At 47.2% G+C, this 13,359-nt stretch carries 14 protein-coding genes; 2 read left to right on the forward strand and 12 right to left on the reverse strand.

What is annotated here, in order from left to right; all coding sequences use genetic code 11:
• Positions 1–2: 2 nt before the first annotated feature.
• The 3 genes from AC58UW_RS00665 to AC58UW_RS00675 all read right to left on the reverse strand — a co-directional run bounded on the left by AC58UW_RS00665 (position 3) and on the right by AC58UW_RS00675 (position 4,347).
• Positions 3–1,619 (reverse strand): response regulator, encoded by a 1,617-nt coding sequence (locus AC58UW_RS00665; RefSeq protein WP_497418796.1) that lies wholly within the window; start codon positions 1,617–1,619, stop codon positions 3–5.
• A 289-nt stretch (positions 1,620–1,908) separates the two neighbouring features.
• Positions 1,909–3,132 carry an MFS transporter gene (locus tag AC58UW_RS00670; protein WP_497419309.1) on the reverse strand — a complete coding sequence of 408 codons (1,224 nt, stop codon included), beginning with the start codon at positions 3,130–3,132 and terminating at the stop codon, positions 1,909–1,911.
• Between the two features lie 69 nt (positions 3,133–3,201).
• Complete coding sequence (locus AC58UW_RS00675) at positions 3,202–4,347, reverse strand: glycosyltransferase WbsX family protein (RefSeq protein WP_497418797.1); 1,146 nt, start codon at positions 4,345–4,347, stop codon at positions 3,202–3,204.
• 145 nt (positions 4,348–4,492) lie between these two features.
• Between AC58UW_RS00675 and AC58UW_RS00680 the strand changes: the two genes are divergently transcribed.
• Positions 4,493–5,410: a helix-turn-helix domain-containing protein gene (locus tag AC58UW_RS00680; protein ID WP_497418798.1), complete on the forward strand. Its 918-nt coding sequence runs from the start codon at positions 4,493–4,495 to the stop codon at positions 5,408–5,410.
• A gap of 52 nt (positions 5,411–5,462) precedes the next feature.
• On the opposite strand, the gene AC58UW_RS00685 is transcribed toward AC58UW_RS00680, so the two are convergent.
• From AC58UW_RS00685 to AC58UW_RS00705, 5 genes are all read right to left on the reverse strand, one after another.
• Positions 5,463–6,296 carry a hypothetical protein gene (locus AC58UW_RS00685; RefSeq protein WP_497418799.1) on the reverse strand — a complete coding sequence of 278 codons (834 nt, stop codon included), beginning with the start codon at positions 6,294–6,296 and terminating at the stop codon, positions 5,463–5,465.
• A gap of 17 nt (positions 6,297–6,313) precedes the next feature.
• Positions 6,314–7,015 carry a hypothetical protein gene (locus AC58UW_RS00690; protein ID WP_497418800.1) on the reverse strand — a complete coding sequence of 234 codons (702 nt, stop codon included), beginning with the start codon at positions 7,013–7,015 and terminating at the stop codon, positions 6,314–6,316.
• A gap of 172 nt (positions 7,016–7,187) precedes the next feature.
• Positions 7,188–7,682 carry an SRPBCC family protein gene (locus tag AC58UW_RS00695; RefSeq protein ID WP_497418801.1) on the reverse strand — a complete coding sequence of 165 codons (495 nt, stop codon included), beginning with the start codon at positions 7,680–7,682 and terminating at the stop codon, positions 7,188–7,190.
• The gene (locus AC58UW_RS00700) at positions 7,663–8,523 is read right to left on the reverse strand and encodes a sugar phosphate isomerase/epimerase family protein (protein WP_497418802.1); all 861 of its coding nucleotides are present in this window, start codon (positions 8,521–8,523) and stop codon (positions 7,663–7,665) included. The genes AC58UW_RS00695 and AC58UW_RS00700 overlap by 20 nt, the downstream gene beginning before the upstream one ends.
• Positions 8,524–8,552: 29 nt before the next feature.
• Positions 8,553–9,512 carry an acetylxylan esterase gene (locus AC58UW_RS00705; protein ID WP_497418803.1) on the reverse strand — a complete coding sequence of 320 codons (960 nt, stop codon included), beginning with the start codon at positions 9,510–9,512 and terminating at the stop codon, positions 8,553–8,555.
• Positions 9,513–9,621: 109 nt separating this feature from the next.
• Here AC58UW_RS00705 and AC58UW_RS00710 point away from each other — a divergent pair, with 109 nt between their 5' ends.
• The gene (locus AC58UW_RS00710; RefSeq protein ID WP_497418804.1) at positions 9,622–9,765 is read left to right on the forward strand and encodes a hypothetical protein; all 144 of its coding nucleotides are present in this window, start codon (positions 9,622–9,624) and stop codon (positions 9,763–9,765) included.
• Between the two features lie 654 nt (positions 9,766–10,419).
• Here AC58UW_RS00710 and AC58UW_RS00715 read toward each other — a convergent pair.
• The 4 genes from AC58UW_RS00715 to AC58UW_RS00730 all read right to left on the reverse strand — a co-directional run bounded on the left by AC58UW_RS00715 (position 10,420) and on the right by AC58UW_RS00730 (position 13,355).
• On the reverse strand, positions 10,420–12,162 hold the full coding sequence (locus AC58UW_RS00715; protein WP_497418805.1) for an AAA family ATPase: 1,743 nt from the start codon (positions 12,160–12,162) through the stop codon (positions 10,420–10,422).
• A gap of 41 nt (positions 12,163–12,203) precedes the next feature.
• Positions 12,204–12,503, reverse strand: a complete 300-nt coding sequence (locus AC58UW_RS00720) for a hypothetical protein (RefSeq protein WP_497418806.1) — start codon at positions 12,501–12,503, stop codon at positions 12,204–12,206.
• Between the two features lie 325 nt (positions 12,504–12,828).
• The gene (locus AC58UW_RS00725; RefSeq protein ID WP_497418807.1) at positions 12,829–13,014 is read right to left on the reverse strand and encodes an NIPSNAP family protein; all 186 of its coding nucleotides are present in this window, start codon (positions 13,012–13,014) and stop codon (positions 12,829–12,831) included.
• A gap of 107 nt (positions 13,015–13,121) precedes the next feature.
• Positions 13,122–13,355, reverse strand: coding sequence for an SDR family oxidoreductase (locus AC58UW_RS00730; protein WP_497418808.1), 234 nt, complete (start codon positions 13,353–13,355; stop codon positions 13,122–13,124).
• Between the last annotated feature and the right edge of the window lie 4 nt (positions 13,356–13,359).

Below are 13,359 nucleotides of genomic sequence, written 5' to 3' on the forward strand. Positions count from 1 at the left end.
CATTATTTCTCCCTCAATAACTTTTCTCGGTATTCCGTAGGGGTTGTCCCTGTATGTTTTTTAAATAACACACTAAAGTACTGAGGGTCGCTATAGCCGGTCTTTGCCGCTACTTCATAGGATTTCATAGCAGTCTGCTGCAGTAAATCCTTTGCTTTATCAATCCGCACCCGTGTGACATATTCCATAATGGTTTGTTCTTTATTTTGCTTGAATACGGTGCTGAAATAGCTCTTGCTCAAATGTACATGACGGCAAAGTTCATCAACCGTCAAGTTCTCGTTGGAATAATGCTCTTCAATGTAATCAATGACACGGAGCACCTGCATCTTCGTTAGGTCGCTTCTTTGCTCTGATATATATAAAATCGCTTCTTTACAAATGGTTAGGAGCCATACTTCAATTTCATCCAACGTTTGAAAGCGGTTGATATCTTTGAGAACGATTTCATGTCCCTTAAAATGAACAGCGTCATTGCCTGCGAATTCGTGAATCGTATTCATAACGGCAATAATGATCGACTGAATTTGAAAATAACAAGTTCCCATTGGCATAAGTGAAGCTTTTAAGTTGCTGATCAGTTGACCGATGAGAACTTGCGCTTCACCTTGTGTTCCCGTTTTGATAAGGGTAGCAACTCTGCGATTCCATTCGATGTCCAATTGCTGAACGGGTTTATGGGTGCCTTCCATATCAAGGATAGAGATCACCTTATTTTTTCCATGCAAAAACCGGTAATCCAGTGCGGAGATCGCCCCATTGTAAGAAAGCGGGAGCTCGTGTAACGCGCTGCACAACGTGCCGACCCCCACGGTAACGGTGAATTTCAAATATTTCTCCATGCAAAAGCGGATCACCTCAGATGCGCCCAGCGCAGCTTCATAGGTCCCTTCTTCCGCTTCCCCGGAAAAGATGACTATGATGCGTTCTTCCTTCGTTCGAAAAACGATCGCCTCTTTTCCCTCCATCACTTCTTGCACAATATTGAAGGCAGCGGACCGGAAAAGCTCCGGATCGTTTTGCCATTTTTCTTTCTTTATTGCGTCGAAATCGTCTATGTCGATGGCTACAACCAGATAAGGCGGGGCAATCCAAGGAAGGCTGAAGTATTCAAATCTCTCTTGCAGCCTGAAATCTCGCAAAGTGCCTCCCACCAACTGCTCAAGAAATCGTTCTCTTAATAAAGGCAAGCTTTGATGAAGCTGCATCTTCAAAAGTGAGAGGTTCTCGCGATTTTCAGCTTCCTTGTCCATTTCTAACTTCACTTTGTCCAGTAAAATGCGAAGTTCGTTCGCCGTAATCGGTTTTACAATAAAATCGTGCACTTTCAATCGCAATGCTTTCTGGGCATAATCAAAATCATCATGACCAGTCAGGATAATGACTTTAATGTACGGATAATTCAAATGGATTTGTCTAGTTAATTCAATCCCGTCCATAAAGGGCATGCATATATCAGACAAAACTAGATCCGGCCTAAGCTCTGAAATTGCTTCTAATGCTTCGCTGCCATTTCTGTAATCCCCAATACATTCAAATCCGTGCCGTTCCCACTCGATGCTCTCTATGATGCCTTCTCTCACTTCGATTTCATCATCAACGATCACGATTCTATACATGGCGTACACCCCTGTCTCTACATAAAAAAACGGATTTCCGCTAATGTCAGGAACCCGATTACAGCTGCGGATGCTTCATTTCCTAATATTATACAAGTCTTTACTTGCATCGGAAAGGAGTCTAATTTGTATGATTTTGTCGATCTATCCCAATAAATGTATGAACACCCAAGCGGAAGCAAGGTAATGCACAAAATAAATGCGCTTGCATTTAATTTTGTCTTGGTTTAGCTTCAACGTCAAAAGAGCTGCTAGTTCAGCAGCCCTTTTGCTTCGTCTAACCTTATGTTCATTTCGTTAACGATACACTCGACACATTCTGCTTTCTGCGCAGCCAAACAACGAGCCCGAATACAACCACAGTAGCCATAGACACCCATGAGCTATACAGGAAAACTTGTCTCATGCCGTAAGCGGCACTCATGATTCCACCCAAGAAGCTGCCGATGATGCGGGCGGCTCCCAGGCTGAGTAAGCCGTTCAGCGTTTGACCGCTGGCTTTCCACTCCGCAGGCACTTCACGGTTAATGAATGTCGCCAGGGTGACAGACAATACAATGAAAATCACACCATGCAGCATCTGCACGGGTAAAATCCAATGCGGTTGGTCAATGATGGAAAATAAGAACCACCGGACTGCTGACCCGAGTGCGGCAATGATCAACAGCATCGAGATCGAAATGCGCTTGAAAATCCAGCCGGAAAACAGCAGAAACGGCAGCTCGCTCATCGAAGAAATGACCATCGACCAGCCGAGCAGCAAGCTATCGGCACCCATTTCCTTGAAGTAAATGGGGAAAAAGGCATAATAATAACCGAGTGTAACTTGTACAATAAAGTTAATGCCCAAATAAAACATCAGCTTCCCATTACGGAAAAGCTCCCGAAACCGCCTGCCGGTTACGTTAGCCTGACGGCTCGCCGCTGGCGGAAAACACCATAGCAGCAGCAAAGCCGCAACCATCGTTCCTGCATAGACAGGGAACATGGCGTTAATGTGCGATTTGGCGACGAAACCGAACACAAGCGACATCGTTGCGAAACCGATGGTGCCTCCAAGGCGGATCCAACCAAAATTCCATTTGGGACGCCGATCCAACTCTTCTAGTGTAATCGCATCGCTTAGCGCAAAAATAGACGTTTGAAAAAACATAAACGCACAAATTAATACAAGCAAATAAATGAACTGATGTGAAAGCGGGAAGAACATAATGGAAATACCGCTCCCAATCAAAAGCAAAGCTAGCACGCTATTTTTGGTCTTGGCGCGATCGCCAAGCGCTCCCCAGATCGGTTGGCCTAACATGGCAATGAGCGGCCCAAGGCTAAGCAACATGCCGATTTGCTCCTGAGAAAATTTGACGTTATACAGGTACACTGGTAAAAATGTGCCATACACCGCATTCCCCATATAAATAACTGCATAAAACAACATAAATGCGTAGAGTCTCGTTGTAAGCCCCTTCTTCCTTCTAGAAATATGAATAGCCAGCCCTCCAAGATGAAGGGCCAGCTCCGACTTAAGGTTATTAAAACTGTACGACAAGTACACTTAGCGTTCAAGTGTTTTTTTCGTAGAGGCTCATTCTCCCTCATCCGGCTTGCTGCCGAATACATCCCGAATCGCTTCCAAATAGGCCATTCCGTTGATCGTGTCCGGTTCCAAATAGCTGCCCTCTGTCCATTCGTTCCACGCATTGATGGTGAAAATGGGGGGCTTCGTCATGCCGCCATCGAGAAATTCTTTGACGCCTTCCAAAGCAAGCTTAAACTCCTGAGGTGTATTCCCTGTTAGGGTGGCCATGTGGGGATACCCCAAATCTTCGAAGGTATCGGATTGCACTGTTCGCGGTGAGGAATCCCAGCCCATCGTTACATTCGGGTAATAAGGCAGCTTATAGTCCGCCGTGAACTTCTCGTAATCATGCAGCGACTTCTCTCGAATGGCCGCATAATCGGTCTCCGGGAACTGTTCCAGAGGCTGATGATGAATCCAAACATACGAAGAAATACTGTCCAGACCAAGCTGCTCCAGCACTTGGTGGATATTCGTTATCTTCTGCTCCGTTGGAAGGATTTGCAGACCCCAGACGACTACATTCAAGTGCAGCTCCCCTAGCCCGGCCGCTCGTACTCTCTCACGGAACTCTTGTAGAATTCGCGCCGTTTCCCCGATTCCGCCTAGACCGCGAATTAAGCTGTGAATTTCGTAGAACGAGACATATAGTCCTCCATTTACACGCCAATAGGAAGGATGTGAAAAGTAGTTCCGAATCATATGGTCCGTTGCCTTGGCGAAGCCCTTCTCGCTGATCGGGCCCTCGGCTTGCGTGTTAAAAGGTCTGCTGCGCTGAGCAGGATGAATGTCGATCCAATCATGATTCGCCCACATGACGGCAAATTTCAGTTGGTCATTATTCGGAGCATGCAGGAACCCTTCATCCAATGCGCGCTGTAAGAATGGACCATCCTCATACCAATACCAATCAAAAATGAATGCCGTTAAGCCATGATCGGCCGCCGCTGCTATTTTGCGAGCCATAACAGCCGGATCTGCTTCATCCTCATAGCCCCATAAAGGCACTTTGGGCTGCTGATGCCCAGGGAATTTAGGCTCCGCACGCTTTACAAGCTCCCACTCCGTCCATCCTTCACCGTGCCACGCATCATTTCGTTTATCGCGATGATAATTTGGAAAATAATAGGCTGCTGCTTCGTAGGTCGCCATCTTCGTCACTCACCTCTTAGACAAGTTCAATAGTTTCAAACCTGTCTATATTGTATAATTGGAGTAATCTTGTAACCACTTACAAAACAGACCTACCTACCACCATTTCGGACATCGTCCCAAGAAATGAGGGAGCGCAATCGTCATGCCAAGAAAGCTCGGGTCCTATTTTGCCGCTGAATACATCGAAGATAATGGTTTTCTCTATGTGAATGAAGTTAAAGAAACACAATGGCTGCTTGAGCATGTTCACGATTTTATAGAGATCGTCGTTGTGCTTGATGGCAAAGGCATCCAGTATATCGATGGTGAGCCTATGCACGTTCAGGAGGGGGATGTCTTTGCCCTGCCCATCGGTGTGTCTCATGTTTTTCGTCCTTCACCGGCCAAGAGTGCTGCTCCGCTGATCGTTCGCAATATCATCATTCGCTCGGAATGGCTCGAGCATCTGAAGGCTTGCCTTCCTGACTTATCCATCAAGCAATTGATAGACTGGCTGATTGGCAAGGAAGATAACAGAGACTCACCCCAGCGTTGGGCTAAGGCATCCGATCACCTAGGCGCGATCCGCAGGATCAGTGAAAGCATGCAGGACATTCTTGCTAAGCGCGACGCTGCTTATTTAACGCATGCCATGGCCTTGGTTGCCGAGCTGCTCGTATTATTAATCCGCTGCACCGAATGGCGGTTTGTCCCCATCATGGCACAGTCATTGACCCTTCCTCCAACTAGAAGCTCAAGCCACAACGTTGAACAACTTCTTGATTACCTTACCCATGCGCTGCCCGATGATTATGCGTTGCCGATGTTGTCTGAGAAGTTCCAGCTGAGCGAGCGTCAGATTCTGCGAATATGCCATCGACACCTGGGTACCAGCTATATGCGTTTCGTACAAAAGCAAAGAATCACGCATAGCTGCCATCTTCTGGTGTCATCGCATTTGAAAATCTATGAAGTCATGCACGCTTCAGGCTTCCAAAATGCCGATTATTTCAACCGGCTGTTCAAAAGGCATACCGGCCTAACCCCAAGCGCCTATCGCAAACTGCTCCTGAATAAGTAAAAGACATGAGAAATCCCCCTGCCAACTGAACTGTTGAGAGGGGGATTCTATCCTATAAAATGGTCTGAAATGCCGATTTATGCTCGTTTTTATATTTAATACCGCATTGCAGTGTGGAGATCAGCATGATATCTCTCCAAATCAGCAAATCGGTCACTTCAGCTTGCACATTATAGGAATGCAGCAGAATGCGCCCTTTTAAATCTATTAACTTATAGATCCCTGTATTGGCACATGCGTACACCTCTCCTTGATGCGAGACTAACCGGTTCAAATACATCCCTTCAAAACGTATTTGATGGAAGCCTCCCGTTTTATTGCCCATCACCAAACCTCCGCGCGAAGTTGTGCCTATTAACATTTGGTTGAAGACAGCCATACTTGTCACCGCTTGATTGAGCGGAAGGTCGCACCAATCCCCTGTCAATAAATCATAGAACGCGACGCCATCTTCATATCCAAGAAATAGAAAATGCGGGGTAACCAGCATATCGAACGTTTTCTTGTCCCGATAGGCAAGTGGTTGCCACTCTCCTTCGCTGCCGCAAAGGAGCCCTTTGGAGGTCAAGAGAAAACGATCCCCCCAACCGATCACCCGGTAGCAGGGATCACTGACGGAGGTTTGTTGCCAAACCTCGTCCTCGAACACATATAAACCACAACTCGTTGATGCGTATAATTGAGAATCTACCCAGTCCAAGCGGTTAATTCGCAGATGATCAGGTAACCCTTGGGAAGCATTCTCCCAGGAGCGGAGAGGGGTGAATTGAAATACACCCTTTCCATCTGTTCCAGCATATAGAACCCCTTCATTTGAAGTGGTCAACGTTGTGAAACGCAATGGCAGTAAGTCATTACTGGACTGCCAGAATCGATTGCTATCCATGAAGCTCCCCCTACTTTTCACATGACTAACCTGCCGGAGCAGCACGGACAGTTATCATTTTGCCTATATACTTCTGAAACCAATTTTAAATAGTCCATGGAGCTGCTTACATCCATATCCTCCCGGTTAATCCGGTACTGCTTCCCGTTCATCATATTCCATACTTGCAAACGCTCCGGCATTTTTCCAAATGCTTTATAGCAATAAACGACGGTCATATGGAAAAACATCTGCACCGCTGCCTCGTTTTCTTCCATCATATATTTATGGATTACGAACGAATCCTTGGTCGGCTCCATAACCTGCATGATCATAGACAAACCCAAATTAAGTTCTTCCACCCACACATTGCTGCTCTCAAATAGCATAAGCGGGCATTCCACCGAATTTTCCCCAGTGAGTGCTTTATAAAGTTGCCTAAGCACGCTTCGCTTAACATCCACATAGAATCCAAGTGAATCAAACTTGCGAAATTTATTCGTCCAATGACGCTCAAATAAGCTCGTTAAGGTCAGAAACGTTCGAGATTTCAGCGGCAGTGAGTACCATTCGCTAATCGCGTGATAAGCGGCATACTGCGTAAGTTGCTTCCAATCCGGTTCATCCGGTCGTCCCTTACTGATACCTTGCGTATGGCTCCGAATCCAACGCTCCAGTTGATAATCAGTAAGAACTTGCATGGTTCCCATGCCCGTTCCGACTTCATTTTCGTTAATCATATGTATGGGACACCCCCCGTGATGTGCTTGATGGCTTGAACTAATTGATAATGATTTTCAATTTCACTCGATAAATCAAATGATAATGTTTCTCAATAAAACTGTCAAGTCATCTGCAAGAAAAAGTAAAAAGGAATCCCCAGCCCCTTATCGCGGCCTTTGGGATTCCCTTTTATTTCTCACTTACGGCATCATTGATGCCTTTATTAAGTCTCATTGCTTCCTCAGCCGCAGACTTGATATACAGATTCCTCTGCATCAAAAAGTCACGCATATAGGCTTCCAGAAACCATTTATCTGCTAATTTCCCCAGAACGCCCAAAGGCGATGTATATACAAAGATATCAATCATCCGTGTTCCGCCTTCGGCAGCAATAAATTCGTGGGTATGTTTGAAATTTTTGAATGCTCCACGAACCTGTTCATCAACAAAATAATGGGGGCGCTCCATTTCCGTAATTTTCGCGGTAAGCTTCTGTTTGATCCCAAAATGGATTGCTTCCCAAGTCACGCACTCCCCCAATTCGATGAGTCCCTTTGTCCGGCCTGCTATCGGTCTTTCCTTTGTGTGCGCGGTAGACTTCGCATGGATATCAATGCTTCTTGCCAAGTCAAAGATCACTTCCGCAGGTGCTTTAATGAGTAGTTCAATTCGAATGGACGGCATGCCAAAGTTCCTCTGCGATTTTTTTTAGGACCAGCGCTTGCTCCCAGCGATTGGAGATTTCCTTCCCAGCTTCTCCAACTATTGCATAGGAAGCCGGTCCCAACTCGCATACAAATGGGAAAGAGTCCCCATCATCAGCTGTTTGCGCCCAATGGCTCATCCCTTCGCGCCACCACTGAGCAAAATGTTTCACCATCGGATGCTCACCACGCTCCCCGATATCCACCTGAACTTGATTGCCGTTCGATACCCTCGCATGAATACTTGAGGTGCGCTGCAGCAGCTTGGCGAATAAGCCTTCGGTCACGGAATCAGCCCCTTCTTCACCGATGGCGGATCCGACGATATAGTGTGAAAGATCGTTCGTTAGCTGCAGCCTTGGAAGTGCTTGAACATATTCTGCTGTCCGGAGCAGATCTTGGGTAATACGTCCGCGATGCGTCTCAACATAGAACGGGATGTCTACTTTCTCAGCTTGCTGAATTAGACCATTCAACCCCGAAATAGCTTCCGTACCTACTGTATATTGATCAAGTACTTGGGCGTTGACATACCTAGCTCCAAATTGCTTCGCAGCCTGCAGGAAAGCGGTAATATCTTCTCCTGCATGCGGGAAGGGAGCCATTTGCACCCCAAAACTAAAGCTGTAATCCTGCAGCGAACGATGCCATTTATCCGCTTCATCCCCTTGAGGCAATCTTCCTAAAATACCGGTAAAACCGGCTTCCGCCAACCTCTCAAATTTCTGTTCCATTGACCATTCGGTCTCACCGTCTCCCAATCCGGACATCGCCCACCATGATTGTTGAACATCTAATCGTAAATGTCTATTAACCGTCATCAATGTCAACCTCCAGCACAGATTCTATTTCACTCACCAAAGCCTTCTTGCAAAAACCGAATAACCTTTCTGAGATGCTCTTCACTGGTTTCATGCCCCGAGAATGGATAATCGTAGATAAGCTTTGAACAAGTCAATCGGTTATAAGCTGCATATATCGTATCTGGCATACAGACCGTGTCCTTCCAACCGACCGACATCAGCACTGGCGCCTGAATACGATGAGCAAGGTTCACAATGTCAAAATAAGCCAATGATTCTAAAGCCTGTCCCAACTTATCCGGATGGCGTTTCAAGTAGTTGGCGATTTCTGTGAGGGAACCTGTGGAATGCAGAATACCATAATCTAAATGGCACATATTCGGAATGTCGGCAACGACTGCCGTGATATGAGGGCTGAGCGCCCCGGCAAGTAGCGCCATGCCACCTCCTTGGCTTGCGCCGACAGCGGCTATCCGGCTAGCATCGATTTCGGGCTGCTGCCTGGCGGCTTCTACGGCTCTAACGACATCCAGCGCAAGCGCCAAATAATAGCTGCGTTCCTTGTTGAGCAGGTTCTGTGATACCCAGCCCCTTGAAGAGCCGGCATCATCCTGAAGGAGATTGCCTGTTTCCCCAGTCTGCCCTCTGGCGTCCACGGCCAGAACGGCATAGCCTAGCAGCAGCCAGACGGCGTATCGCTCAGGGAGGCCTCTGTCTCCGCCATACCCTGGGAACATAACGACACATGACGGCTTCTGGTTCCCGCGCGGTTGATCAGGGACAAGAAACCACGCGTTAATTGGTGTGCCGTCATGGCCGAGATAACTCAGCTTGTCCATCCGTACAGAAGGAAAAAGCGGGGATTGCTGCTCCCTTCGGACTGACAACGGCTGCCGTGCTGCCGTTTCGAGCGTGTTGTTCCAATAGCTATCGATGCTGTTCCTATCGAGCGTTAGTTCTGGAGCGTATTGCTCCAGTTCTCTTTTGCGTTTCGTGAAAGCATTCATAACGTGACATCCTTTCCAGATAGGCAGATTTCCTCTTTATGCTACCTCTCTTGAATTAAAATGTATATAGGTGTGATAAGGCACAACTGAGTTACGACGAGCACAAAGGATGCCCACGCCAGATAAGGGAACATCGTGCGGCGATTGGAGCCGTGCAGCCTCATTGGACGAAATCGGACGAAATCGGACGAAATCCAATGAAAACTCCAACGGCGCACAATTTTCGTTGGACGAAATCGATGAAATCCAATGAAACGCTTGTAAAAGCAGCACAAATCGCCTTTACGTTGGATACCATCCAATGAGGATTAAACTGACATACGAACTCGCAGACTTGCGTCCCACACTCACGCGCCCCACCAACCCCCCACAAACTACACGCACCAAGACTGCCCTATGTTGCACTTTGTGCAACAAAAAGGCTGCTTGCGCGCACCTTGTCCATTCTATGTTGCACTTTGTGCAACAAAAAGGCTGCTTGAGCGCACCTTGTCCATTCTATGCTGCACTTTGTGCAACAATTTCTTTAGAAAGGACCACTCCAGAGGTCACTCTAGGTAAAATGATTGTACTTTATGCAATGAGAGTAAGGTTTGTGCTGTTTATGCCGCTTCTATGTTGCAGAATGTGCAACGTAGAACAGTGCTCGAGAGGGTTCGAGGTAGAAACACCCCTTCTATTACTCCTCCGCCACAAGTCTCATTGGACGAATTCCAATGAAAACACCAACGGAGCACCTGAACTGCACATTTCGTTGGATGAATTCCAATGAAACTGCAATTTCAGGTGCTATATCGGTACGATTAACCGATCTCATTGGATTTCATCAGATTTCATCCAATGGGCACAGCCGATACCAAACAAAAAAATGCCCCAGCGGCATCAACAGCCCCCTGGGACATTACTTTCACTCGGAATCCTTGGATTCATCCTCGTTCTCATTCACATCAAGCTGCTTTGTCGGTGCTTCTTTGCTCGGCGCATTGAACACTGGCGGCTTCACCTCAGGCAGCACAGGGCGACTCTGCCCATACAGCTGCACGAAGATTTGTTCAATCTCATCTCCAGTCAGATCACCGCGCTTCAGCAGCTCCTCTGCGATGGTATGAACGAATCCGTCATACTCCCGAACGAGCTTCTTCACTTCCAGCATCTGATCCTTCAGCAGTTCATTAATCTTAGGCCGGAGCGCCTTCAGTCCCTCAGCCCTAGAGCCAATAGCCAGCCAGCTGAATAGTTCGTCGCCCATCCCGACCATGCCCAGATAAGCGCCTGCCAACTCCGTTGCTTGCTGGAGATCCGAGGTAACACCGTTTAATTTCTTGTTTAGGAATTCCTCTTCCACAGCACGAGCGGCCAGACAAACTTGAATTTCCGCCAAAATCTCGCTGTCACTTCGGTTATAACGCTCATGCGTCGGTTTCGTAGCAGCGAGTCCAAGCGCGCCGCCCCGGCGAATGATCGTCACCTTCCACACGCGTTCATGCGGCTTCAGCAGGAACTGCGCCACCGCATGGCCTGCTTCATGGTAAGCCACATTCCGCTTCTCATCGTCTCTCATCGAGCGAAGCGGTTGCTTGAGGCCCCACTCATAGGTCTCCATCGCAGCTCGGAAGTCTTCGTAACTAGCCAGTTGGGCACCGCGTTGATGCGCGATTACAACGGCTTCGTTAACAATATGCTTGATTTGCGCCGGGCTATATCCGATGGAGTCGAGTCCCGCTGCTTCCGGGGTAAGCGTTGCGTCCCGTTTCACTTTTTTCAAATAATACTGGAAGATATCTACCCGTCCGTCATAGTCAGGAACATCGACCCACAACTGCCGGTCGAAACGACCGGGCCGGAGCAAAGCAGAATCAAGGACGTCAGGCAGGTTCGTTGCCGCTACGGTCAGTACCGCTGGACGCTCCGCCTTTTTACGGCGCAGTCCCAACGAACGGAGCATCTTAGCAATTTTGGACGTGTCAATATTCGGCGGGTCCATCTGCAGAAGAAGCTCATTGAGCAGTCCAGAGCCTCCGCCCATGCCCATCATCCCCATCATGCCTGCGCCAGCGCCTCCTTGACGACTCATGCCGATCGCATCGATCTCGTCAATGAAGATAATGCAGGCTCCGTACACTCTCGCAAGCTTCCGCGCCTTCCGGAAGATACCCATTACTTTCAGGTTACCTACACCGAAGAACATGTTCTGAAAGCTGGGAGCTGAAGCGTAAGCGAAAGGCACTTGCGCTTCGTTGGCAATTACCTGAGCCAAGTAAGATTTCCCGGTGCCGGGAGGCCCGCATAGCAGCAATCCTCGGATTGCCTCCCCACCCATCTCCTTGAACTCTTTGACCCCTTTGAGCAGGGTCACAATCCGTTTCGCATTCTCAACAATTTCGGGATTCCCCCGATAATCGTCCCAGGTTGCGCCGGTCTCGCCAGGTAATATCCAGTAGGTGCGTCCCCTCGCAAGAAACCAGAAGAGCGCTACGAACTGAATGATCATGAATAATACTGCGAATAACAACTGGAATAACAGGCTGGCGATGGTTAACGCGGCATTCCAATAGGTCGGCCCTCCTACCCATAACAACAAACCGATAATAACGAGGGCTGTTAGCCAGAGGATGAATTTCCGCCACCTAATCCATTGATATCTCCTCATGGCATCACTTCCTTTCCTGGGACCAACTTAAAGAAGGCCCGCTAGTTATTTATTGGAAAAATTCTTTTAATATCCAATAAATATTTGAGAATGACAGCGACCCCACAGATAAAATAAAAGATCACAAGAATCCAACCTGTGGGATCGATCGAACTTAGATTTACAAGCACATTCAAAGGCAATACATAATAGAGGACATCTTTTAAGTAACCTAATACGAATGTAACATTGAAAGTTCCCTCCCAAAACATTTTAAAGAAGGAAATCAGAAAATGAACGATCATTAATCCAAATATGGCCCATAATGTATAAATCATCCAGCCCGCAACTGTTAATATCACTTTTCACCACCACCTTCCTACATCGTATGCTAGGAATACTGACAGGTGAAACTGATATGAGATTCAGTTCGAAACTAGATTAAAACCAATATATTCTATCTATTTCATATTAAGACCGAGTGCGGTTTAAAATCAAGCATAATGTTAAGAGGTCTCCATTTACAGTTAAACGGATGCAAAGATTGGAATTTTGACATAGGAAATGACAGCAAATGCTTAACGCGGCCCTACAGTCATCCTGGCAGCCAACGATAAAAAGGCCAACCAGACATCCTGGTTGACCTATTATTTTCAAGCTTTTCCCCGGATCGCACAAACCATCTTTTTACTCGAAAAATGATGCCTTTTTCAACCGCTCCTTGGATTCGTCCGCATCTACCCAAAAATTCGTTACCTTCATATCATGTTTAGCAAAAATGCTAATCGTACCATCCCGAAACCGATTCAATATCGCTTCCATTTTCCCAGGAGTCACTTCGTATATCCGCAGCTCGTATAGCATAAATGCCATCCTCCTTATATCGTTCAATATTTGTCTGAATGCGGCAGATTATTTATTACTTACCACTGTCCGGCATTTTGGCCGCCATCAATATGTAGAATCTCACCGGTCACGAATTATGCTGATTCCAGATACATAATGGCGTCTACAATATCCTGAACCTCGTCCATTCGGCCCAATGGGTGCAACTGTGCTAAATAATTATGTGTCTCAACAGCATGCATCGGCGTCTTCGTGACCCCTGGTGCGACAGCATTCACGCGAATGATCTTGTCCGCATACTCAATCGCCAGTGATTTCGTTGCAGCGTTCAAGCCTCCTTTGGTTAACGCAGCAAGTACAGATGGCACGGCT

The sequence above is a fragment of the Paenibacillus sp. J22R160 genome (assembly GCF_059692135.1).